This is a genomic window from Variovorax paradoxus (assembly GCF_040544635.1).
GTDB lineage: Bacteria > Pseudomonadota > Gammaproteobacteria > Burkholderiales > Burkholderiaceae_C > Variovorax > Variovorax paradoxus_R.
The window spans coordinates 195,001-216,889 of record NZ_JBEPKJ010000012.1 but is presented as its reverse complement, the minus strand read 5'-3'; the positions used below and the strand labels follow the sequence as shown (position 1 = coordinate 216,889).

Sequence of the window (21,889 nt, the reverse complement as noted above, 5' to 3'; positions counted from 1 at the left end):
CGGAGGCTACCACAACCCATGGTAGGCGGCGCAGGCCGCTGCAAAGGACGATTCCGGCTTCGGACGGGCGGCATTCACACACACAAGACCGAGGAGAAGAAACCATGCGCTTTCGAAGCAGGCGCCGGCTGGGGGCCGGCATTGCGTTGGCCTTTTGCGCGGCGGCGGGCGCACCGGCAGGCGCGCAGGTGCTCAATCCGAACACCTGCCCCGGCGGCACGCTCTACAGCAGCACCGACCCGGGCGCGTATTCGGGCTTCAGCACGCAGCGCGACATCGTGCAGCACGATTGCCAGGGCAACATGGCGGGCGGGGCGGGCTCGCAGGCCGGCATCGACCTGAGCAGCGCAAACACGGCTCTTGGCCGCGACAGCAGCGCAAGCGGCGGCCAGGCGACGGCACTCGGGCGCGGCAGCACCGCGATGGGCGTCTCGGCCGCGGCAGTCGGCGCGAACAGCAATGCGACCGGCAGCGCGGCCACCTCGATGGGCTCGAACAGCAGTGCGACTGCCAACTCGGCCACGGCCATCGGTTCGAACACCGTGGCCTCGAGCGGCTCGGCCACCGCGGTGGGCAACGTGGCCAATGCCACGGGCGAGGCGGCATCGGCGGTGGGCTATCGCGCGCTGGCATCCGGTGCCGGCTCCGCCGCATTCGGGCGCGAAAGCGAGGCCAGCGGCGACAGCAGCACGGCGCTGGGCGACATGGCCACCGCCTCGGGACGCAGCGCGACCGCGCTCGGACGCGAGGCCAGCGCCACGAGCGACTTCGCGCTGGCGCTGGGCGCCGGTGCAAGGGCGGTCGAGATGGATGCCCTGGCCATCGGCGTGGGAAGCTTTGCATCGGGTTTCACCAGCATGGCGATTGGCGCGGGCAGCTCCGCGACCGGCACGGGGTCGGTCGCCATCGGCGCCGGCAGCACGGACAACGGGCGCGAGAACGTCGTTTCGTTCGGCAGCACGACGGACCGGCGCAGCCTGATCAACATCGACGGCATCAGCGCGGCGGGCCACGTCGACGCCGGTGGCCTGTCCGTGAACGGCAATGCTTCGGTGAGCGGGCGGCTGACCTCCAGCGGCATCGACAACCTGGGCGGCGGGATCACCAACGCGGGGCGGATCAGCGGCGTTACCGCCGGCGCGGTCACGGCCACCTCGACGGACGCGGTCAACGGCAGCCAGCTCTATGCGGTAAGGAGCACGGCCGAGCAGGCGCTGAACTTGGCAAGCCAGCAGGGCGCGCAGGTGCAGCAGATCACGACGCAGGTGACCCAGAACACCCAGCAGATCACACAGCACACCGAACAGATCGCCGAGCACACGCAACAGATCACGCAGCATACCCAGCAGATCACGCAGAACACGCAACAGATCGCGCAACAGGCGGTGCAGATACAAGCCATGGTCAATGGGCAGCTGGGTGTCTGCACCGTCAATGGCGGCGCCCTGCAATGTTCGGTGCAAGGCCAGGCGGCCGCACGTGCCGAGGGCGCAGGCGCCGCGGCGATCGGCAATGGTTCGCAGGCCACCGGCAATGGTGCGCTGGCCGTGGGCCGCAACGCCAAGGCGCTTGCCGCCGGGGCCATGGCGCTCGGCGATGGCAGCACGGCCAGCGCACGCAATGCGGTAGCGCTGGGCCAGGGTTCGGTGGCCGACCGGCCCGACAGCGTGAGCGTGGGCAACGCGGCCACGGGCTACCAGCGGCAGATCACCAACGTGGCGCCCGGCGTGGCGGCCAGCGATGCGGTCAACCTTGCGCAGATGGAGCGCGCGGTGGCCGTGTCGTACGGCCAGGCGCGCGACTTTGCCGCGCGCGGCGTGGCGCAGGCCATGGCCATGCCGTCGATCCCGATGCTCGCGCCCGGACGCAAATGGCTGGGTGCGGCGGTGGGGCACTACGCAGGGCAGTCGGCGTTGGGCGTGGCCTTTGCCTATCAGCTCGACGAGCGCTGGAGCGTGGGCGCGGGCCTGAGCGCGGCGGCGGGCAACAGCGCGCAGCTCGGCGGCAGGCTGCAGGCCGGCTACCAGTGGTGATCGGCGGCTGAGCTCAGGCCATGAGGCGGGCCAGTGGCAAAAGTGCAAGAATGCCACGGGCGGCCGCCGCAAGGGCGGCCCGCATCCACCGAGACCAAGAAGGACGCACGCATGGCCTACCAGGACTTCAACATGGGCAACCAGTGGTTGCCCTTCACCCCCAACCGTCACTTCCAGAAAGACCCGCGCGTCTTCGTCGCGGCCGACGGCATGGAGTTCACCACGCACGACGGCAAGAAGGTGATCGACGGCATCTCGTCGCTCTGGTGCGTGGGCGCGGGCCACAACCGCAAGCCCATCAACGAGGCGATCAAGAAGCAGCTCGACACGCTCGACTACGCCACCGCCTTCCAGGTGAGCAACGACAAGGCGTTCAAGGCGGCCGAGATGATTGCCTCGCTCGCGCCCGGCGACCTCAACAAGGTGCTGTTCTGCAATTCGGGCTCCGAGGCGGCGGACACCTCGATGAAGGTGGCGCTGGCCTACCACCGCGCGCGCGGCGAGGGCCATCGCAACGTGTTCATCGGCCGCGAGAAGGGCTACCACGGCGTGGGCTTCGGCGGCATGTCGGTGGGCGGCATTCCGGGCAACCGCAAGGTGTTTGGCTCGGCCTTTCTGCCGCGCGTGGACCACATGCGCTTCATTCACGATCCGGTGAACCACGCCTACATCCACAACGAGGAGCCGGTGTGGGCCGAAGACCCGCTGGTCGAGCTCGAGACCCGCATTCTTCCGCTGCACGACCCGAGCAATATCGCCGCGATCATCGTCGAGCCGGTGGCCGGTTCGGCCGGCTGGTACCTGCCGCCCAAGGGCTACCTGCAGAAGCTGCGCGCCATCTGCGACAAGCACGGCATCCTGCTGATCTTCGACGAGGTCATTACCGGGTTCGGACGCATGGGCACCAACTTCGCGTCGGACTACTACGGCGTGGTGCCCGACATGCTGAACTTCGCCAAGTGCGTGACCAACGGCGTCATTCCGCTGGGCGGGGTGATCTGCCGCGACAAGCTCTACGACGCGATGATGAAGACCGACGCGCCCGAGCACGTGGTCGAGTTCTTCCACGGCTACACCTACTCGGGCCATCCGGTGGCCTGCGCCGCGGCCATTGCCACGCTCGATCTGTTCAAGGAAGAAAAACTGTTCGCGCGCGCCGGCGAAATGGGCAAGGTGCTGGGCGACGCCTTCCACAGCACCTTCAAGGGCCTGCCGAACGTGATCGGCATCCGCAGCCTTGGCCTGGCGGCGGCGGTGGAGCTTGCGCCGATTGCGGGCACGCCGGGCAAACGCGCCTACGACATCTTCCTGGACTGCTTCCACAAGGGCGCGCTGGTGCGGCCCGCGGGCGACGTGCTGGTGATTGCACCGCCGTACATCGTGGAGAAGCAGCACATCGACGCGCTGGTCAACACGCTGGCAGATTCGATCAAGAAATTCGCCTGAGCCGCCGGGCGCCCAGGTCAGGCGGGCGCCCGCATTCCCGCGCAGTAGTCTTTAGGCGGCAGGGCGGGCGTGCGCCACACGGCGTCGTAGGCGCCCTTGTTGTCTTCATCAGCCTCAGGTGAATCGCCGCCGGCCTGCAGCCGCACCGTCTTGACTGAAACGTCGGTCGGCAAGTGCTGCGGCACGCCCAGCACCTTGGTGGCGTGCCCCGCGCCGCTGATCAGCAGCACCGTCTTGCCCGGCTGGCGGGCCTTGACGATGGCCTGCGCCATGGCACGGTCGCGTCCCACCTGGATGCGCGTCATCGGCACGATCTGGGGCTCGGGCAGCAGCTTGCAGTGGCCCTCGCGCACGGCGTCCTGCTGCGCGGTGTAGGCCTCTCCGTTGAGCTGCACGTCGAGCGAGACGTCCGCCATGGCGTTCTTCATCCGCGCACGCGGGAGGTTGGCGCCGATGACGGGTACGCCTGCGCGCACCGCGGCCATCACCGCCGGGCCGTAGCTCCGCCAGGGCCAGGCTTTGTCGTTCCAGCCAAGCGCGGCTTGCACCTGCGCAGCGGTGGCGGCGCTGTCGAGGCGGGCGGTGCTGTTGCCTTCTTCGGCCATTTCGAGCAGCAGCGCGGCCAGCTTGCCTCGGCTCGCGAGCGCTTCGACGGTTTCACGCTCGATGGTGTGGTGCTCGGGGGCGTCGTGCTGTTCGCCGAGGATCAGAGCGTCCGCCGGGAGCAGCGACGCGGCGCGGCGCGCTACGGGCGCATCGGGACCATCGAAAAAAGCGGAGCACCCCGCCAACGCAATGACGGCGAGCAAGGGCAACAGGAATCGGGAAGCCCGTGCGGGGGAGGGTTGGCATTGCATCGGGGCCATACTATGCGTTGGCGCCCGCACGCCGTGCCGTCCAATTTCGCTTTTTCCTGTGGTGTCTTTTCGCTTTCCGGTTCGCGTGCTGGCCACGCTGTTGCTTGCACTCGCCGCAGCGGAAATCTGCCTCGCGCTGCACACGCCCCTGCCATGGATGATCGGCCCGCTGCTCGCGGTGTCGCTGGCATCTATTGCCGGTGCACCCACCGCGAGCTACACGCCGCTGCGCAACGCCGGGCAATGGACCATCGGCACCGCGCTCGGCCTTTATTTCACGCCGCAAGTGGTTGCGCTGGTGGCCGGCGTCTGGTGGGCCATTGCGCTGGCCATTGCGTGGGCCCTGCTGCTCGGCTGGGGCTTCGGGCGCTGGCTGCATGGGCTGCACGCCAGGCGCATGCCGCATGTGCCGGAGAAATCCATGAGAGCGACAACTTACTTCGCCGGCGCCATCGGCGGTGCTTCGGAGATGACGCTGCTGTCCGAATCGGCCGGCGCGCGCACCGATCTGGTGGCCGCGGCGCACAGCCTGCGGTTGGTGGTGGTGACCCTCACCATTCCGTTCGCGATGCAGTGGAGCGGCTTGCATGGGCTCGAAATCAACCCGCCCATGGTGCGCGAAGTGAATGCGGGCGGACTCCTGCTGCTTGCGTTGGCCACCGGCATTGGCGGCCTTGCGATGCGTGCGCTGGGCCGCACCAATCCCTGGTTCATGGGGCCGCTGGTGGTCGCCATGGGGTTCACCATCGCCGGCCAGCCGTTGTCGGCCGTGCCCACCTGGATGTCGAACACTGCGCAGCTCGTGATTGCCGTGAGCCTGGGCGTGCGCTTCAGCCGCGAGTTTCTGCACACGGCGCCGCGCTGGCTGGGGTCGGTTGCGCTGGGCACCGTCGCCATGCTTGTGCTGTGCGCGGGTGCCGCATGGCTGCTGGCCCGGGCAACCGGACTGCATCCCGCCACGATGATCCTGGGCACCTCGCCGGGCGGCATTGCCGAAATGTCGATCACGGCCAAGGTGCTGCAGCTCGGCGTGCCGGTGGTCACGGCGTTTCAGGTGTGCCGGCTGGTCGCGGTGCTGCTGCTGGTAGGGCCGATGTACCGGTGGATCTACGCGCGGAAATGAGCGGCGGGCAGGGCATAGGCGTAAAAAAAGCGCCTGAAAAGGCGCTTTTTTTGTTCAGGCGGGCCGAAGGCTCAGTGCACCAGCACGGGCGTATGGGCCAGTTCGGCATAGCCCTCGAGCGTGTCCTCGACTTCCTCCTGCGTGGGCGTATTGAGCTGCCAGGCGGCAATTTGCTGCTGGAAGAGTTCGGCCCACGAGCCATCGAGGTAAACCTCTTTGCCCGAGCGCTTGTCGACGATTTCGAAACCGTGGCGTTCCAGAACCGGCACATTGGGTTGGGCCGGTGTGTCACTCTCGTTCGGCTGCACATGCACGACGACGAAGGACTCCGAGTCATAGAGCATGTTCATTGCGGGGCCTGTGAGGATGTCGATGGCGTTCATGGTGGTTAGATAGCAATCAACGCGCCAGTTTCAAGACAGGTTGTCTTTTTGTAGAGAAAACGCATTAATTTCTACGTTTGATGCTCCCACTTTCGCACTAACTCGCGGGCCCGGCCGGAAGGGATTCACGCAACTGCATGTCGGCGAAGTCGCCGTTGGCCTGTGTCTGTTTCATCCGCACCGGCAGGTAGCCGAGGGCCGGCGCGAGCCAGATTTCGATCTTGTCGTCGAACTCGCGCCGGGGGCTGCGCGTGAGCTTGCGCACCGCATAGTCGCCGGCCGGCACGGTCATTTGTTCTTCGCCTTCGATGTTGAATACCCAGACGCCGGCATCGCGCGGCCCGACCGTCTGGATGGAAATGCGGCTCCCGGCCGGGTAGCGCCCCGGGTCACCCGCCAGCATGCCGCCGAGCTGCATCACCACGCTGAGGCGGTCTTGGGCGCCGGGCAGCAGGGGCACGCTGGGTGCGTTGTTGCTGAACATCACCTGGCCCTGGTCGCGCAGGAAATGGGAGGCCATCTCGCCCTTGCGCGCCTCGGAAAAGCGTGCCGGCTCGATGCCGGTCGGGCCGATCTTGCCGGTGCTGTGCTGGCTGCGAATCGTCTTGAACAGGAATTTGAGCGACAGCCGCGCGTCGTAGTTGCTGCCGTCCTGCAGCCAGACCAGATCGCCGAAAACGCCCTGCATCGGCGAAGCGCCCTGCTGGCCCGTGACCGCGAAGGCGAGCTTGACTGAACCGGGAATGCGCAACGCCTCCGGCCCGACGACATTGCCCGCCGTGGCACTGGCGGCGCCCGCGGCCCCGCCGTCCCCCATGCCGGCATTGGTTGTGCTGCCCGAGCCGCCCAGCGCAGCGCCTGCAGGGGCGCTTGCCGCCTGTTCGGGAGCGGATGCTCCTGAATCGATAGCGTTTTGCGCCGTGAGAGCACGCGTTTCTGGCGGAGGTTCTTCGAAAACCTGAGGCACCGGGACTGGCAGGGGTTCGGGTGCCGCCGCCGCTGGCTTGGGCTTGGAAGGCTCGCGCGGGCGACGCGGTTTTGCGGGCGGCGGTGGCTTGGCTTCAGCCGGGGCGGCTGCGGCGGCGGCAGCCGGTTTTTCTGGAGCGGGCGGCGCGATCACGATCGTCCGGGTGATGAACTTGTTCGCAAGCGGCGAAGGATCCGGGCCGATGGCCGTGGGCGCCAGCCCCAGCAGCAGAACATGAACCAGCCCCACCGCCAGCGTCAGCCCGGCGAGCGCCCGCCACGACGGGCGCGCCGGGGGCGCAACTGACGGGAACGGAGGGGCGGCGAGCGTCGGCATGAGGTGTGGAGTGAGCGCCGGCGCCGAGGTTCACAAAGAGCACCTCGGTACACTGCCGCCCGATCAACCAGTTTAGTGGGCGCGGCGCCGGCTCTCGTATTCGCGCCGTGTCCTTCATCACGCATTTGCCATCATGAAACTCGCCACCCTGAAGGACGGCTCGCGCGACGGCCAGCTCGTCGTCGTCTCGCGCGACCTCACGCTCGCCCACTACGCCACCGGCATTGCCGGCCGGTTGCAGCAGGTGCTGGACGACTGGGGCTTCATGAGCCCGCAGCTGCAGGACCTGTACGACGCGGTCAACAACGGCCGCGCACGCCACTCCTTTCCGTTCGATCCCTCGATGTGCATGGCGCCGCTGCCGCGCGCCTACCAGTGGGCCGACGGCTCGGCGTACCTGAACCACGTCGAGCTGGTGCGCAAGGCGCGCAACGCAGAGGTTCCTGAAAGTTTTTATCAAGACCCGCTGATGTACCAGGGCGGCAGCGACGACTTCCTCGGCCCGACCGACGACATCGTGGTGCCGAACGAAGCCATGGGCATCGATTTCGAGGCCGAGATCGCGGTGATTACCGGCGACGTGAAGATGGGCGCCACGCCCGACCAGGCGCTCGACGGCATCCGCCTGGTGATGCTGGCCAACGACGTGAGCCTGCGCAACCTCATTCCGGCCGAGCTGGCCAAGGGCTTCGGCTTCTTCCAGAGCAAGCCCGCCACCGCCTTCAGCCCCGTGGCCGTGACGCTCGACGAGATCGGCGAGGCCTGGCAGAACGGCCGGGTGCACCTGACGCTGCAAAGCAGCTGGAACGGCCGCAAGGTCGGCATGTGCGACGCCGGGCCGGAGATGACTTTTCACTTCGGCCAGCTCATCGCCCACATTGCCAAGACCCGCAACGTGCGTGCCGGCAGCATCGTCGGCAGCGGCACGGTGAGCAACAAGGGCGTGGAAAAGAATGGCCGCATGGACTGGCCCAAGGGCTACTCGTGCATCGCCGAGAAGCGCTGCATCGAAACCATCCAGGGCGGCGAGCCCGTGACCGAGTTCATGAAGTTCGGCGACACGATCCGCATCGAGATGAAGGGGCTCGACGGCCGCTCGCTGTTCGGCGCGATCGACCAGGAGATCGTGTCGGTGGCGGGGCGGCCGAAGGTGGCGCCGGTGTCGCTGGTGAACCCGCAGGACGACGACGGCGCCGAAGACTAACGGGGCGCGGCGCGCAGCAACTCCTTCTGGCTGCGTATTCCCAGCCGCCGGAATGCCCGGTACTGATGGGTGCGCACCGTCGTCAGTTCGATGCCGATTTCACGCGCCGCTTCCTTGGCTGTGCGGCCGGCCATCAGATGGCCGATGACTTCGCGCTCGCGCAGGCTCAAGGTCAGGAGGCGCGAGGCCAGGGTGGGCACCACCGCTTCCCGGGCAGCCATGGCGCTGCGGCCATGGGCCATGGTGGCGTCGGCCAGCAGCGTGGCGTGGCGCTCGATTGCCGCGAAATCGCCGGCGCCGAATTCGGGCTGCGCCAGGCTTCGATAGAAGCTCACCGCCACGCGCTGGCCGGCGGGCGTCAGGAGCAGCACCGAAGCGCGTTCGCGGATGCCCACGTCGCCGTAGCAGGCCGCGCGATAGGCGGGGTCGGCCACCTCGTCGGCGCGCTGGTGGCCCAGCCAGAGCTGCGCGCGCCTGGGCAGCTTGCGCGCCGCCAGCCAGATCATGTTGGGATCGAGCAGGTCGAAGCGCTGCGCCACGTAGCGCTCGGCGGTGCGTTCGGCCGTGGTGCCGTAGCTGCTGGCGGCCGACACGGCCTCGATGCGGCCGGTGGCATCGACCGCGAACACAGTGCAGAAGGTCACGGGCATCACGCGGTGCATGGCCGCGAGGCAACTGGCCGCGAGGTGCGGCGTGCCGATGCCCGCGAGCACGTCGCCGACGATGGCCGCGGACAGCGCGGTGTCGGCAGCGGGCTGAATGCGCCAGCGTCTCATGGAGCGAATAGGATAGGGTAATTACTTCGTACGAAGTTATGACAACGGCTGGTACCGCACATCGGGACAATCCCGCTGCATGACGAACTCCACCGTTGCGACCGCCGCGCCGCCGCCCGGCACGCGGGCCGCCGATGCTGCAAGCGGGCCCGTGCCGCCCCCGGCCAGCGCCACCGGGCTGCCGCCCTCCGTCGGCGCCTTTCACTACACGCGCTACAAGTCCTGGACGCCGCCGCTCGAGCAGGGCGGCGTCGAACCGGGCCGCCATCCGGTGGTGATCGCGGGCGGCGGGCCGGTCGGCATGGCGCTGGCGCTGGGGCTCGCGAACCACGGCGTGCGCTGCGTCATCCTCGAGGCCGACGACACGGTGTGCGTGGGCAGCCGCGCGGCCTGCATCTCGCGCCGCAGCCTGGAGATCGTGGAGCGGCTGGGCGTGCTTGCGGCGTTCATGGCAAAAGGCCTGCCTTGGACCGGCGGCCACAGCTTCTACAAGACGGCCGAGGTGTTCCGCTTCGAGATGCCGCACGACGAGCGGCAGAAGCTGCCGCCGATGATCAACCTCGAGCAGTACTACGCCGAGCACTATCTGCTGGAAGAAATCTTCCGCCGCAACGAGGCGACGCCGGGGCTCATCGACATTCGCTGGGGCACCGAACTCGTCGGCATTGCGCAGGATGAAGACGGCATGACGCTCGACGTGCGCAACCCCGAAGGCGCCTACCGGTTGCAGGGCCAGTGGCTCGCGGCCTGCGACGGCGGCCAGAGCTTCGTGCGCAAGGCGCTGGGGCTTTCGCTCGAGGGCACGGGCTACGAGGGCCGCTACGTCATCATCGACATCGAGCTGCACAGCAAGCACCCGACCGAGCGCCGCGCTTGGTTCGATCCGCCGTGGAACCCGGGCTCGACCGTGCTGATGCACCGCCAGCCCGACGACATCTGGCGCATCGACTACCAGCTGCGCGCGGGCCAGAGCACTGAAGACGCGTTGAAGCCGGCGGCCGTGGCCGAGTTCGTTCAGCGCCATCTCGACGCCATCGGCGAAGGCCACTTGCCGTGGAAGACGGTGTGGACCTCGGTCTACCGCGCGGGCGCGATGACGCTCCAGAGCTATCGGCACGGCCGCGTTCTCTTCGCCGGCAATGCGGCGCATGCAATGCCGATCTTCGGTGTGCGCGGCCTCAACTCGGGCTTCGACGATGCCGACAACCTGGCATGGAAGCTGGCTTTCGTGGCACGCGGCGTTTCGGATGCGGCGCTGCTCGATTCGTACTCGCAGGAGCGCATCGAGGCCTTTCACGTCAATGCTGAAAACGCGATGCGCAGCACCGAGTTCATGTCGCCGCCTTCGCGCGGTTTCGACCTGATGCGCGAGGCGGCGCTGTCGCTGTCGGAAGCGCATCGCGGCATTGCGCAGCTGATCAACCCGCGACAGACGCAGGCGGTGCGCTATGCGGCCTCGGCGCTGTCGAGCGAAGGCGACGCGCTGCCGGCAGGCCCGCTGCCCGGTGAGGTAATGGCCGAGCAGCCGCTCGAGCAAGGCCACCTGACCGACTGGATCGGCCCTGTTTTCACGTTGCTCGTGCTGCGGCCGCGAGCCGGTACCGCTCCGCTGCCGGAGGACGAGGTGGCGCAGGCGCTCCGAGGCGAGCTCCCGTTCGCGGTTCGCACCGTTGCGGGCCCCGGTATCGAAGGCGCCGACGCACAGGCGGATGCCGCGGTGTTCGAGGCGCTGGGCGCCCGCGACGGTGCCGTCTATCTGCTGCGCCCCGACGGCCATGTGGCCGCGCGCTGGCAAGGTGTGCCGAGCGGTGCGTTGACCGGCGCATTGACCCGCGCCGCAGCCGCTTCCCAGGAGAGTGCTGCATGACGACATTGCTTCACCCCGACGCGCGAGACCGCGTCTACGCGGAATGCGCGCGCGCCATCACCGAAGCGGGCGCCGAGCGCGAATCGCTGTTCCTCGCGCGGCTCGCGTTGCTGCTGTTCGAGCAAGTAGGCGACGAGGCGCGCTGCCGTAGCGCACTGGCCGACGCGCTGCATGCGCTCCCTTTACCATCGCTGTCCGCAGCCGAAAAATTACAAACAGGAGACTGATCCCCATGGACCGCCGCACCCTTCTCGCCACGCTCGCATCCGGCGCCGCCGTGGCCGCCGCACCCTTCGCGCACGCGCAGGACTACCCCTCGCAACTCATCAAATGGGTGGTGCCGTACCCCGCGGGCGGCGGCACCGACGTGATTGCGCGCACGCTGGCCGAGGCCATGCGCCAGACGCTGGGCCAGCAGATCGTTGTCGACAACCGCCCCGGGGCCTCGACCAACATCGGCGCCGACCTGGTCGCCAAGAGCAAGCCCGACGGCTACACCGTGCTGTCGGCCGACAACGCCGTGCTGGCCTTCAACGAGCACCTGTTCGGCAAGCTGCCGTTCAATCCGGAAAAAGACTTCACCTACATCGGCGCGATCGGCAAGTTCCCGCTCGCATTGGTGGTTCACCCCGACTTTCCGGCCAAGGACTTCAAGGAGTTTCTGGCGTATGCGAAGGCCAACCCGGGCAAGGTCAACTACGCCTCGCCGGGCAACGGGTCGCCACATCATCTGGCGATGGAGATGTTCAAGGCTCGCACCGGCACCTTCATTACCCACATTCCCTACCGCGGCGCAGCTCCTGCAATGGCCGATGTGATGGGCGGCCAGGTGCCGTGCATGTTCCTCGACCTGGCCTCGGGCCTGCCGATCATGCAGGGCAACAAGGTCCGCGTGCTCGCCATCGGCTCCGGCGCGCGCAACAAGCTGCTGCCCAACGTGCCGACGCTGGCGGAAGTGGGCGTGCCCAATACCGAGGTGTTCGCGTTCCAGGGCGTGCTCGGCCCGGCCGGCCTTCCGCCCGCGGTGGTCGCCAAGCTCAACGGCGACCTGAACCGCGCGTTCGGCGCGCCGGCGGTGCAAAAGCGTTTCGACGATTTCGGCATGGAAGCGATGCCGGGTACGCCGGCGCAGTTCGCGGCGTTGTCGCGTGCCGAATCGAAGCGCTGGGGGCCGATCATCAAGCAGGCCGGCATCAAGCTGGACTGAGCCCGCCGCAACCTTCCCCGGCGGCGAGCTATTTCTTCGAGCCGTCTTCGAGGACGTGGTCGTCGCGTTCCAGTTCGCCGTTCTCGTCCCAGCTGCGTTCGCGCGTCACGCGGCCCCTGGCATCGAAGCTCGATTCCGCCAGCAGCGTGCCCTTCTCGCTGAAGCGCTGGTGCTTGCCGACCGGCATCTGCCGGCCCCGGCCCCGACCCGCTACCAGGTAGCGGCCGTGCGCGGCGCGCTGGCCGGTCTCGTAGAACTCGGTGATCTCGACCGCGCGTGCGTCGCCGGAACCGCTGTAGGCAGACTTGCTGCGGGGCTGGCCATTGAGGTAGTAGCTGTCCTCCCGCACGGGCTCGCCCGCGGGGGTCCAGCGCTGGTCGCGGACCAGCGAGCCCTTTTCGGAAAATTCCTGCTCGCGCTGGCGCACCGCATTGCGCTCGATCAGGAGCCACATGGTTTCGCGGCGCTTCACGCCTTCGGATGAAAACTGGCGTTCGATTCGCTGGTTGCCGATGATCTCGTCTTGCATCGAGGGCTTGCCGTTGTCGTAGAAGTCCTGTGACCGCACCCGCTTGCCCGACAGGTACGACAGCCGCGAACGCAGGATGCCGCGCGCGTCGAAAAGCTGGACTTGCGAGGGCCCGCCCGTGAATCCGCACAGCCGGGCATCGTCGGCCACCGGCGCGAGCATTGGCGTTTCGCCGCAGCGCAGCGCCGACATCTGGCCGCGTTCGGTGAACTCGACGAACGCACGGTCCGTTCCGGTGCTGGGATAGAAGGTGGCGCGGCGCAGCCGACCGCCGGGGTAGAAGCTGCGCACCAGCCCGCGCTCCTGGCCGTCGTCGTAGATGGCCTCGCGCAAGACCTGTCCATCGGGGCCGAACTCGCGGGCCAGGCCGTGGATGTTCCCGTTGGCATTGAGCGTGTGCTCTCTGGCCGGCTTGCCTTTTTCGTAGAAGCGCACCAGGCCCGTGAAGGTGCCGTTCTGCACCTGTTGCTCGCGCTGGAGCTCACCGGTTGCGCGGTCCTTGCAGTGCATCAGCCCTGTCTTGCCGACGGTGGTGCTGCCATCGGACGGGTTCACGCGGCGGCCGTTGAGCTCGCAATCGATCGCGGCTTGCGCGGCGCCGGCGGCAAGAACCCAGAGCGCCGCCGCTGCGGCGCGAAGCAAGATCGCGCCAGCCCCCGGAGAGGGAACTGCGAGCCGGTTTGGAGCGGCCCTGCGCTTGGGGGTCATTTGTCGTACAGCGCTGCGAGGGAACGGAATCCCTTGACCTCGATCGGATTGCCGAACGGGTCGCAGAAAAACATGGTCCATTGCTCGCCTGGCTGCCCCTCGAAACGCACCTGGGGTTCAAGCACGAAGTCCGTGTTGGCGGCTTTCAGCCGCTGCGCCAGCGCCTCCCAGTCGGGCAGCGCGAGCACGATGCCGAAATGCGGCATGGGCACCATCGCGTTGCCGACACGGCCGGTGCGCGTGGTGGCGAAGGGTTCGCCGAGATGCAGCGAGATCTGGTGGCCGAAAAAGTCGAAATCGACCCAGGTGTCGGTACTGCGGCCTTCGGCGCAGCCGAGGACATCGCCATAGAAGCGGCGGGCTGCGTCGAGGTCTCGAACGTGAAAGGCAAGATGGAAGATGCTCTGCATGGTTCCAGATTATGGGCAGCGGTGCTGTGAGAATGCCGGACTTTCTTTCATCGTGGAGCAAGCCTTGCGGATACTCCGGACCCTCTTTGCGCCCCGGCGCAACATCGACTTGAAGGCGCCCTCGCGCCCATGGTTTCTTTTCCGCCTGCCGCGCCTTGCGCTGGCGGGCGCCTGCTCCGTTCTTGCGGTCGCCGCGCATGCGGCCTGCCCGCCTTCCGCCATTGCCAGCCTTGGAAAGCCGGGCTCGGCGGTCGGCCAGTGGAATGCGGTCGACCGGGGCCTGCTGTGGCGTGCCGACAGGGACGGGCGGACTTCCTGGCTCTACGGAACCATTCATCTCGGCCGGGCCGAATGGGTGCGGCCCGGACCCACCGTGCAAAAGGCGCTGGAGCAGAGCGACGCACTGGCGCTGGAACTCGATGCGCGCGATCCGGCCACCATGCGGGCCATGACGCAGCCCGCCGATCCTGCGCTGGTGGCCCGGCTGCTCAGCGGCCAGCGCGCGCAGCGGCTGGCGCGCCAGAACGAGGAGGCCTGCGTGCCGCCCGGCGCCATGGCGGGACTGCAGCCCATCTTGCAGGTCACGGCGCTGGCGGGCTTGGTGGCGCGCGCTGACGGCCTGTACCCGGAATTCGGCGTGGACGAGACCCTGGCCGTTTCCGCACGGAACAACAACAAGCCGGTGTTCGCCCTGGAAAGCGCGGCTTCCCAACTGAAGATGCTCACCGGCGAGTCCGAAGCCGAAGAGGCGGAGCAGATCGACGCGGCCCTGGATGAACTGGAGTCGGGCCAGCTGCGCGCGCAGATGAAGGAGCTGGCCGATGTCTGGGCCCGTGGCGACGTGGACAAGCTGAGTCGCTATCCCGAATGGTGCAACTGCGTCAACACGCCGGCTGAGCGGCGATTGATAAAGCGCCTGCTCGACGACCGCAATCCGGGCCTGGCGGACGGCATCGAGCGGATGCATGCGGGCGGCCAACGCATGTTCGCGGCCGTGGGGGCGCTGCACATGGTGGGCCTGCAGGGCCTGCCCGCGCTGCTGTCGGCCCGCGGGTTCACGGTGGCGGCCGTACCGCTGGCCGCGCAGCCACCGCTCGCGGTACCGGCGGCACCATCGCCCAAGGCGGAAGCCCGAAACGCGCGGGGCGCCCGCAGTGCCCGCGACAGCCGCGGTGCCCGCGGCAGCCAGGCCGCCAAAAGCAGCGGCGCCAAAGGTTCCAAGGGTAGCGCCAAGCCCGCGCAACGCGCCCCGGCACCGAAGAGCAAACAGCGCCGATAATCGCCGACACCATGCACTTGCTGCGAAACCACCCCCGCTTCCTCGGCCTCGTCGGCCGCTGGGTGCTGCTGTGGTTCGTGCTCTCGCTCGGCGCGGCGGTGGCGTCGCCTGTCGTGCATCCGCAGGCCGTGGAACTGGTGTGCTCGAGCGTCGGTTCGGTCAAGGTCGTGGTCCACACCGAAGACGGCGTGCAGGAAATGGGCGCCTCGCACATGGACTGCCCGCTGTGCGTGCTGACCGGCGCACCGCCCCCATCGGCGGCCACTGCTGGTTTCGATCTTCCCTTGCCGCTGGGCCGCGTGGTCCAGTCCATTCCCGCCGCGCGCCTTGCCGCGGCCACCGCCGCGCCGCTGCCGGCGCGCGGACCCCCGACCTTCTCCTGAAACTGTCAAAACCGTAGCCGCATGCGTCCGATCGAAGGCGCGTGCGGTCTGTCTGGCTTGAAGTTCGTGGAGCAGGTTTCCAGTGAAAAAACATTCCCGCGCCTTGGCGATTGCCATGGCATTTCCCCTTGGCGCGCCCGCGTGGGCGCAAAACGCGCCCGACCCGTCCGAGAGCGGCAGCGGCGTGCGCACCCTCGGCACCGTCACCGTCAGTGACGGGCGCCCGACCTCGCTGCCGACGCAGATTCCGACCACCATCGAGGGCGTTACGCACGAGCAGGTATCCGAAACGGTCAACGCAACCGACAGCGAAGACGCCCTCAAGTACCTGCCCAGCCTGGTGGTGCGCAAGCGCTACATCGGCGATTTCAACCATGCGGTGCTTGCCACGCGCGCCTCGGGCACGGGCAACAGCGCGCGCTCGATGGTGTTTGCCGACGGCATCATGTTGTCGAACCCGCTGGGCAACGGCGCCACCTACGCGCCGCGCTGGGGCATGGTGTCGCCCGAAGAGATCGAGCGGGTCGACGTGCTGTACGGCCCGTTCTCCGCCGCCTACCCGGGCAACTCGGTCGGCGCCGTGGTCGACTACGTGACGCGCATGCCCACCAGGCTCGAGGCGCACGTCAAGCTCAGCGGCTTTGCCTCGAACTTCGACCTGTACAACAGCCACTCGTCGCCCGCGGGCCAGCAGCTCGACCTGTCGCTGGGGAGTCGAAGCGGCAATTGGTCCTGGTGGCTCAGCGCCTCGCGCACCCACAGCAAGGGGCAGGCGCTGGTGTTCGGCAACCGGCTGGTGAGCGCCGGCACGGTGGGCAATGCGGGGACCCCGGTGACCGGCGCGGTGTTGGGGCTGAACCCGTCGAATCAGCCCTGGTGGCTGGTAGGCGGCTCGACGATTTACGACACCACGCAGGAACAGGCCAAGCTAAAGGTGGCCTATGACTTTTCGCCCACGGTGCGCGCGACGTACACCCTCGGTGCCTGGAACAACACGACGCACGGCAGCGTCGACACCTACCTGCGCGATTCGCTCGGCCGGCCGGTGTATTCAGGCCGCGTGAACATCGCGGGGCGCAGCTACAACCTCGATTCGCCGAGCGCCGCACTGGCCCCCACCGAGACCGCGCTCACGCATTACATGCACGGCCTCTCGGTGAAGAGCCATACCGGCGGCGTGTTCGACTGGGAGGTGGCCGCGAGCCTGTTCGACTATTCGAGCGACACCTCGCGCACGCCGACCACGCCGTTGCCGGGTGCCTTCAACGGAGGCCCCGGCCGTACCACCGACATGGGCGGTTCGGGCTGGCACACCTTCAAGGCCGCGGGCACGTGGCGGCCCACCGGCTCGGCCGAGGGCGTGGGCGCGCATGTGGTCGACTTCGGCTTCCAGCAGGACACGGCGCGGCTGCGCACCAGCGTCGGCAACACGCTCGACTGGATCGGTGGGCCGTCCGTGACGCCGTTCTCTGCCTTCAACGGCAACACCCGGCTGCAGTCGCTCTATGTGCAGGACACCTGGCGCTTCGCCAATCACTGGAAGACCACGCTCGGCCTGCGCCATGAACGATGGGAGGCCTACGGCGGCCAGCTCGGCAGCGCGACGAGGCTGCTCGACTTCGCGCCGCGCAAGAACAGCTACGACTCGCCCAAGGCCGCCATTGCCTGGCAGGCCACGCAGGATTGGCTGTTCAAGGCCTCGACCGGACGCGCGGTGCGCATGCCGACAGTGAGCGAGCTCTACCAAGGCTCGATCGACGGCAACCGCATCGTCAATACCAACCCGAACCTGCGGCCGGAGCGCTCGTGGACCACCGAGCTGAGCGCCGAGCGCGACCTGAAAAACTGGGGGCTCGACGGCGTGCTGCGCACCACGCTGTTCTTCGAGAACACGAAAGACGCGCTCTACAGCCAGGCGCTCACCAACCTGGTGAGCACGGTGCAGAACGTCGATGCCATCCGCACGCGCGGCCTGGAGGTGGCGCTGAATGCGGTGGACGTCGGCATGAAGGGGCTGGACCTGAGCGGCAGCCTGACGCTGACGCGCTCGAAGATCGTCGCCAACAGCGGCTTTCCCGCGAGCGTGGGCCACGACCAGCCGCGCGTGCCGAAGGTGCGCGCCACGCTGCTCGCCACCTACCGGCCCGACGCGAGATGGAGCTATACGGTGGGCGCGCGCTACAGCGGCAGGCAGTACGGCACGCTCGACAACAGCGACACGAACGGCGCGGCGTACATGGGCTTTTCGAAGTTCTTCGTGGTCGACGCGCGCATCCGCTACCGCTTCGACCGGCAATGGAGCGCCGCCGTGGGCATCGACAACCTGAACAACAACAAGTACTGGGCCTTCCACCCTTATCCGCAACGCACCTACGTGGCCGAACTCAAGTTCGACCTCTGATTCTCTTTTCACCCGCTTTCTTCAAGGAGTTCCAGCAATGAACCACCCGCGCATCACCCTCAAGACCGTCGCTGCATACGCCATGCTGGCGAGCGCGACCACCGCCTTTGCCCACGTCACGCTGCCGCGGGGCGGCGCCACCGTCGGCAGCGACTACAACGCCGCATTCCGCGTGGGCCATGCCTGCGAGGGCGCCAAGGCCACCACCGGCCTGGCCGTCCGCCTGCCCAAGGGTTTCGTCCTGAGCGATGCGCAAGCGCGCAAGGGCTGGAAGCTCGACGTGCAGAAAAATGCCGGCGACGGCGAAGTGCGCTGGACCGCCGATAGCGCGCAAACCGCGTTGCCCGCCAGCGAACGCGCTGAATTCGTGCTGCGCGGCAAGGTGCCGGGCACGCCCGGTCCGCTGTGGTTCAAGGTGCTGCAGACCTGCGACGTCGGCAGCATCGACTGGGCCGAAGTGCCCGCATCGGGCAGCTCGACCGCGGGGCTCAAGGCGCCCGCCGCCAAGCTCGACGTGGTGGCGCAGGGCGTGGCCACGGTCGACGTGCGCGACGGCTGGGTGCGTCAATCGGTGCCGGGCCAAAGCGGCACCGGTGCTTTCATGAAGCTCACCGCGCCGACGGGCTCCAGGCTGGTTGGTATCTCGACCCCGGCGGCCGGCGTGGCCGAGGTGCACGAGATGAAGATGGAAGGCGACACCATGAAGATGCGCGAGCTGCCGGGCGGACTCGACCTTCCCGCGGGCCAGACCGTCGAACTCAAGCCGGGCGGCTATCACGTGATGATGATGGACCTGAAGCAGGCGTTGACCAAGGGATCGACCGTGCCGGTGACGCTCCGCTTCGAGGATGCGAAGGGCCAGAAGACTTCGCTCGACTTGAAGCTTCCGGTGGGCGCACCGGAAGGCGCCGATGCGGCCTCACCGGCCCACCAGCACAAGCACTGACCGACTGGCAACCAGCGGGAGTCCGTGCCGCCTTACAGCAACTGGTCGGGCGCCAGCGGACCGAACAGCCTGAGCAGCAGGCGCAGGGTCAGGCTGGCGTCGGGCTCGGTGGACGTGTCTTTCTGGCCGCTGCCTTCGGGTGCCCGCCAGAGCAGCGAACCCTCATTCAGCTCGACGCGCCACGAGCCCTCGCGCATGCCGCGCTCGATCTGTGCGGACGCTGCGCGGGAGAGCTCGGCGCTTCGTACCAGCAGCGCGATCTCGGTGTTCTGCAGCTGCGAACGCAGGTCGAGGTTCATCGAGCCGACCACCAGCAGCTGGCCGTCCAGGACCAGCACCTTCGAGTGGAGCATGGAGCGCGATTCACCGAGGTTGCCGCTGCCCGAAGAGCCGAACGCGTTGCTGACGTTGGCCTGTTCGCTGCGCAGTTCGTAGAGCTCGACGCCCAGCTTGAGCAGATCCTTGCGGTGGCGGGCATAGCCGACATGCGCCACCGGTGCGTCGTTCGACGCCAGCGAATTGGTCAGCACCCGGATGCGCACCCCGCGCGCCCGGGCCACCGCGAAGGCTTGCTTCATGTCCGGGCCGGGCACGAAATAGGGCGAGATGATGAGCAGATCGCTGCGCGCCTGCTCGATCAGCTGCAACAGGCCTTCGACCACCGTGTCGCTGCCCGCAGCAAGGTCGGAGCTGGCTTCGAGCGATGCCGCGCGCCGCGATGAGGTGGCTGCGTCGCCGGGCTGGCTCACCACCAGGCCCGGTGCCCGGGTCTGATTGGTGCCCTTGTCGGCGGGGATCTTTCCGGGCTGGTCGGCAAGCATGACCGCGGGCGCCCAGACGAAGCGGGCGGTTTGCAGGTCCAGCGGCTTTTCGTCCCAGGCGCGGGCCAATTGCGCGGGCGTGGGGGCGGCGCCGGGCTTGGGTTCGGCGTCGGTCGTCGCTGGCGGGGCGTTTTGGGCCCGTGCAGATTCGTCGGCCAACTCACGATCAGCCTGCTCCGCGCGCTCGCGGATGGCTCTCAGTTCTTCGCGCTTGACCAGCGATTGCACGGGGTAGGCGCGCTCGTTGTTCCAGTAGCTGTCGAAGCTGCGCGACAGTTCCTGCACGATCGGTCCGGCCGCCAGGATGTCCACGTCGATGAAGTTGCCCTTCAACGCATTGCCGAAATAGGCGTCGCCCAGGTTGCGGCCACCGGTCACGCCGAGCACGTTGTCGGCGAGAAAGAGCTTGTTGTGCATCCGCTGCTGGATGCGCGAGGCGTCGCCCACCGAATTGAGAATGCGCGCGAACGACGACCCGCGCGCGCCGGCGAGCGGGTTGAACAGCCGCATCTCGATGTTGGGCACGAAGGCCAGGCCGAGCACCAGCGCATCCCGGCCGGTGCTGTGAAAGTCGTCGAGGAGAACCCGCACGCGCACGCCGCGCTGGGCCGCGGCCCGGATACCTCGCAGCAGCCGGCCGGTGCTGGCGTCGGCGTGAATGGCGTAGTACTGCAGGTCGAGCGTTTTCTGCGCACCTTCGATCAGCGCGAGCCGGCTGCCATAAGCAGCGGGAGGGCCTCCGAGCAGCAGGAAGCCGGATTCGAACCGTGCCGCATCGGCTTTTCGCCGTTGCTGGACCAACGCTTCCAGGGCGGTGCCGCTCGGCGAGGGAAGTGCGGTCGATACTGGCCGGTCGACGTGCTGCGGAAGTTGCGCGCAGGCGCCTTGCAGCACGATGGCCAGGAGCACGATGGACCGGCCGATGAACGCGGAGATAAAAGACATGCGGCTTTCCGGAGCTTGGAAACCGCATATATAGCCTAGTCGGCGCTGTCCCGGCGTGGGACGGCGGGACAGTTCGACGTAGAACTAACGCACTAACGCCCGGCGGACAATTCCTCCTGGCGTTCCAGGGCGGCCAGCAGCTCGTCGTCGATCTGGGCATGGCGCTGGCTCAGTTCGGCAGCGCGTGAGGCGTCGGTGGCATAAATCGCGCCGCCGTCGAGTTCGAGCATTTCGCTGATGCGCTTCTGCTCGGCTTCGAGTGCTTCGATCTGTGCGGGGAGGGCGTCGAGCTCGCGCTGTTCCTTGTAGCTGAGCTTCTTGCGCGCGGCTGCCGGGCGGGTGGTCGATGGCTCGGCTGCAGCTGCGGCAGGCGCCGGTGCTGGCGCCTGCGGCGAAGGGCTGGCGGCTTGCCGCTGTTCGGCAATCTCGCGGGCGCGCTTCGACTGGATCAGCCAGTCTTGCACGCTGCCTTCGTACTCGCGCCAATGGCCGTTGCCCTCGAAGGCGATCGTGCTGGTCACCACGTTGTCGAGGAAGGTACGGTCGTGGCTGACCAGGAACACGGTTCCGTCGTAGTCCTGCAGCAGGCCTTCCAGCAGTTCCAGGGTGTCGATGTCGAGGTCGTTGGTCGGTTCGTCGAGCACCAGCACGTTGGCCGGACGGGCGAACAGGCGGGCCAGCAACAGCCGGTTGCGCTCGCCGCCGCTGAGCGAGCGCACGGGGGAGTTGGCGCGCGCAGGGGAGAAGAGAAAGTCCGAAAGGTAGCTCTTCACGTGCTTGCGCTGGTTGCCGATCTCGATCCACTCGCTGCCGGGGCTGATGAAGTCTTCCAGCGTGGCGTCGAGGTCGAGCTTGTCGCGCATCTGGTCGAAATACGCCACCTGCAGGTTGGTGCCGCGGCGGATCTTGCCGCTGTCGGGCTCGAGCTCGCCCAGGATGAGCTTGAGCAGCGTGGTCTTGCCCGCGCCGTTGGGGCCCAGCAGGCCGACCTTGTCGCCGCGCAGGATGGTGCCGGTGAAATTGCGGATCACCGTCTTTTCGCCGAAGGACTTGGTCGCATCGGTGAGCTCGGCCACGATCTTGCCGCTCGATTGTCCGGACGCCACGTCCATGTTGACGCTGCCCTGGACTTCCCGGCGCGCGGTGCGGCTCGCCCGCAGGGCTTCGAGCCGGCTGATGCGGCTTTGGCTGCGCGTGCGGCGGGCCTCCACGCCCTTGCGGATCCAGATCTCTTCCTGGGCCAGCAGCTTGTCGGCCTTGGCGCTGAT

General features: G+C 67.8%; 19 protein-coding genes (1 of these 19 cut by a window edge). 11 read left to right on the top strand and 8 right to left on the bottom strand.

Annotated elements, in window-relative coordinates; genetic code table 11:
• Nucleotides 1–104 precede the first annotated feature (104 nt).
• Together ABIC94_RS20885 and ABIC94_RS20880 are read left to right on the top strand one after the other, a co-directional pair.
• Nucleotides 105–2,033 carry a YadA-like family protein gene (locus tag ABIC94_RS20885; protein ID WP_354374880.1) on the top strand — a complete coding sequence of 643 codons (1,929 nt, stop codon included), beginning with the start codon at nt 105–107 and terminating at the stop codon, nt 2,031–2,033.
• A 111-nt stretch (nt 2,034–2,144) separates the two neighbouring features.
• Complete coding sequence (locus tag ABIC94_RS20880) at nt 2,145–3,479, top strand: aminotransferase class III-fold pyridoxal phosphate-dependent enzyme (protein WP_354374899.1); 1,335 nt, start codon at nt 2,145–2,147, stop codon at nt 3,477–3,479.
• Between the two features lie 17 nt (nt 3,480–3,496).
• Here ABIC94_RS20880 and ABIC94_RS20875 read toward each other — a convergent pair whose 3' ends face one another.
• On the bottom strand, nt 3,497–4,336 hold the full coding sequence (locus ABIC94_RS20875; RefSeq protein WP_354374879.1) for a ChaN family lipoprotein: 840 nt from the start codon (nt 4,334–4,336) through the stop codon (nt 3,497–3,499).
• 61 nt (nt 4,337–4,397) lie between these two features.
• On the opposite strand from ABIC94_RS20875, the gene ABIC94_RS20870 reads away from it, so the two are divergent.
• The gene (locus tag ABIC94_RS20870) at nt 4,398–5,459 is read left to right on the top strand and encodes an AbrB family transcriptional regulator (RefSeq protein ID WP_354374878.1); all 1,062 of its coding nucleotides are present in this window, start codon (nt 4,398–4,400) and stop codon (nt 5,457–5,459) included.
• A gap of 71 nt (nt 5,460–5,530) precedes the next feature.
• Here the strand turns inward: ABIC94_RS20870 and ABIC94_RS20865 are convergent, their stop codons facing one another.
• Both ABIC94_RS20865 and ABIC94_RS20860 read right to left on the bottom strand, forming a co-directional pair.
• A complete protein-coding gene (locus ABIC94_RS20865; RefSeq protein WP_093017097.1) occupies nt 5,531–5,842 on the bottom strand; it encodes a BTH_I0359 family protein in 312 nt (103 codons plus the stop codon).
• Between the two features lie 97 nt (nt 5,843–5,939).
• Nucleotides 5,940–7,145, bottom strand: a complete 1,206-nt coding sequence (locus ABIC94_RS20860; RefSeq protein WP_354374877.1) for a DUF3108 domain-containing protein — start codon at nt 7,143–7,145, stop codon at nt 5,940–5,942.
• Nucleotides 7,146–7,278: 133 nt separating this feature from the next.
• On the opposite strand from ABIC94_RS20860, the gene ABIC94_RS20855 reads away from it, so the two are divergent.
• Nucleotides 7,279–8,349 (top strand): fumarylacetoacetate hydrolase family protein, encoded by a 1,071-nt coding sequence (locus tag ABIC94_RS20855; protein ID WP_354374876.1) that lies wholly within the window; start codon nt 7,279–7,281, stop codon nt 8,347–8,349.
• On the opposite strand, the gene ABIC94_RS20850 is transcribed toward ABIC94_RS20855, so the two are convergent.
• On the bottom strand, nt 8,346–9,125 hold the full coding sequence (locus ABIC94_RS20850; RefSeq protein WP_354374875.1) for a helix-turn-helix transcriptional regulator: 780 nt from the start codon (nt 9,123–9,125) through the stop codon (nt 8,346–8,348). The two genes, ABIC94_RS20855 and ABIC94_RS20850, sit on opposite strands and share 4 nt — an antisense overlap.
• Before the next feature lie 79 nt (nt 9,126–9,204).
• Between ABIC94_RS20850 and ABIC94_RS20845 the strand changes: the two genes are divergently transcribed.
• From ABIC94_RS20845 to ABIC94_RS20835, 3 genes are read left to right on the top strand one after another with little or no spacing between them, the layout of a single operon-like run.
• The gene (locus tag ABIC94_RS20845; RefSeq protein WP_354374874.1) at nt 9,205–10,992 is read left to right on the top strand and encodes an FAD-dependent monooxygenase; all 1,788 of its coding nucleotides are present in this window, start codon (nt 9,205–9,207) and stop codon (nt 10,990–10,992) included.
• The gene (locus ABIC94_RS20840) at nt 10,989–11,219 is read left to right on the top strand and encodes a hypothetical protein (RefSeq protein ID WP_354374873.1); all 231 of its coding nucleotides are present in this window, start codon (nt 10,989–10,991) and stop codon (nt 11,217–11,219) included. The genes ABIC94_RS20845 and ABIC94_RS20840 overlap by 4 nt, the downstream gene beginning before the upstream one ends.
• 5 nt (nt 11,220–11,224) lie before the next feature.
• Nucleotides 11,225–12,199 carry a Bug family tripartite tricarboxylate transporter substrate binding protein gene (locus ABIC94_RS20835; protein WP_354374872.1) on the top strand — a complete coding sequence of 325 codons (975 nt, stop codon included), beginning with the start codon at nt 11,225–11,227 and terminating at the stop codon, nt 12,197–12,199.
• A gap of 28 nt (nt 12,200–12,227) precedes the next feature.
• Here ABIC94_RS20835 and ABIC94_RS20830 read toward each other — a convergent pair whose 3' ends face one another.
• Together ABIC94_RS20830 and ABIC94_RS20825 are read right to left on the bottom strand one after the other, a co-directional pair.
• A complete protein-coding gene (locus tag ABIC94_RS20830; protein WP_354374871.1) occupies nt 12,228–13,436 on the bottom strand; it encodes a toxin-antitoxin system YwqK family antitoxin in 1,209 nt (402 codons plus the stop codon).
• Nucleotides 13,433–13,846, bottom strand: a complete 414-nt coding sequence (locus tag ABIC94_RS20825; RefSeq protein WP_354374870.1) for a VOC family protein — start codon at nt 13,844–13,846, stop codon at nt 13,433–13,435. The genes ABIC94_RS20830 and ABIC94_RS20825 overlap by 4 nt, the downstream gene beginning before the upstream one ends.
• 64 nt (nt 13,847–13,910) lie before the next feature.
• Between ABIC94_RS20825 and ABIC94_RS20820 the strand changes: the two genes are divergently transcribed.
• From ABIC94_RS20820 to ABIC94_RS20805, 4 genes are all read left to right on the top strand, one after another.
• The gene (locus ABIC94_RS20820) at nt 13,911–15,125 is read left to right on the top strand and encodes a TraB/GumN family protein (RefSeq protein ID WP_354374869.1); all 1,215 of its coding nucleotides are present in this window, start codon (nt 13,911–13,913) and stop codon (nt 15,123–15,125) included.
• 11 nt (nt 15,126–15,136) lie between these two features.
• The gene (locus tag ABIC94_RS20815) at nt 15,137–15,508 is read left to right on the top strand and encodes a DUF2946 family protein (protein ID WP_354374868.1); all 372 of its coding nucleotides are present in this window, start codon (nt 15,137–15,139) and stop codon (nt 15,506–15,508) included.
• A gap of 115 nt (nt 15,509–15,623) precedes the next feature.
• Nucleotides 15,624–17,909: a TonB-dependent receptor gene (locus ABIC94_RS20810; protein ID WP_354374867.1), complete on the top strand. Its 2,286-nt coding sequence runs from the start codon at nt 15,624–15,626 to the stop codon at nt 17,907–17,909.
• Nucleotides 17,910–17,946: 37 nt separating this feature from the next.
• Nucleotides 17,947–18,855, top strand: a complete 909-nt coding sequence (locus ABIC94_RS20805) for a copper chaperone PCu(A)C (RefSeq protein WP_354374866.1) — start codon at nt 17,947–17,949, stop codon at nt 18,853–18,855.
• A 32-nt stretch (nt 18,856–18,887) separates the two neighbouring features.
• Here ABIC94_RS20805 and ABIC94_RS20800 read toward each other — a convergent pair whose 3' ends face one another.
• Nucleotides 18,888–20,621, bottom strand: a complete 1,734-nt coding sequence (locus tag ABIC94_RS20800; RefSeq protein WP_354374864.1) for a phospholipase D family protein — start codon at nt 20,619–20,621, stop codon at nt 18,888–18,890.
• Nucleotides 20,622–20,713: 92 nt separating this feature from the next.
• Nucleotides 20,714–21,889, bottom strand: partial view of an ATP-binding cassette domain-containing protein gene (locus ABIC94_RS20795; RefSeq protein ID WP_354374863.1) — the 3' portion only. It continues 732 nt past the right edge of the window; 1,176 of the gene's 1,908 nt are visible here — the last part of the coding sequence; the start codon falls outside the window, past its right edge; its stop codon occupies nt 20,714–20,716.

Bases quoted from the DNA above. Each gene is read 5' to 3' on its own strand.
- ABIC94_RS20830 (WP_354374871.1), bottom strand. From the start codon at position 13,436: ATGACCCCCAAGCGCAGGGCCGCTCCAAACCGGCTCGCAGTTCCCTCT.
- ABIC94_RS20855 (WP_354374876.1), top strand. From the start codon at position 7,279: ATGAAACTCGCCACCCTGAAGGACGGCTCGCGCGACGGCCAGCTCGTC.
- ABIC94_RS20875 (WP_354374879.1), bottom strand. From the start codon at position 4,336: ATGCAATGCCAACCCTCCCCCGCACGGGCTTCCCGATTCCTGTTGCCC.
- ABIC94_RS20860 (WP_354374877.1), bottom strand. From the start codon at position 7,145: ATGCCGACGCTCGCCGCCCCTCCGTTCCCGTCAGTTGCGCCCCCGGCG.
- ABIC94_RS20885 (WP_354374880.1), top strand. From the start codon at position 105: ATGCGCTTTCGAAGCAGGCGCCGGCTGGGGGCCGGCATTGCGTTGGCC.
- ABIC94_RS20805 (WP_354374866.1), top strand. From the start codon at position 17,947: ATGAACCACCCGCGCATCACCCTCAAGACCGTCGCTGCATACGCCATG.
- ABIC94_RS20810 (WP_354374867.1), top strand. From the start codon at position 15,624: ATGGCATTTCCCCTTGGCGCGCCCGCGTGGGCGCAAAACGCGCCCGAC.
- ABIC94_RS20815 (WP_354374868.1), top strand. From the start codon at position 15,137: ATGCACTTGCTGCGAAACCACCCCCGCTTCCTCGGCCTCGTCGGCCGC.
- ABIC94_RS20845 (WP_354374874.1), top strand. From the start codon at position 9,205: ATGACGAACTCCACCGTTGCGACCGCCGCGCCGCCGCCCGGCACGCGG.
- ABIC94_RS20800 (WP_354374864.1), bottom strand. From the start codon at position 20,621: ATGTCTTTTATCTCCGCGTTCATCGGCCGGTCCATCGTGCTCCTGGCC.
- ABIC94_RS20865 (WP_093017097.1), bottom strand. From the start codon at position 5,842: ATGAACGCCATCGACATCCTCACAGGCCCCGCAATGAACATGCTCTAT.
- ABIC94_RS20840 (WP_354374873.1), top strand. From the start codon at position 10,989: ATGACGACATTGCTTCACCCCGACGCGCGAGACCGCGTCTACGCGGAA.
- ABIC94_RS20880 (WP_354374899.1), top strand. From the start codon at position 2,145: ATGGCCTACCAGGACTTCAACATGGGCAACCAGTGGTTGCCCTTCACC.
- ABIC94_RS20835 (WP_354374872.1), top strand. From the start codon at position 11,225: ATGGACCGCCGCACCCTTCTCGCCACGCTCGCATCCGGCGCCGCCGTG.
- ABIC94_RS20825 (WP_354374870.1), bottom strand. From the start codon at position 13,846: ATGCAGAGCATCTTCCATCTTGCCTTTCACGTTCGAGACCTCGACGCA.
- ABIC94_RS20850 (WP_354374875.1), bottom strand. From the start codon at position 9,125: ATGAGACGCTGGCGCATTCAGCCCGCTGCCGACACCGCGCTGTCCGCG.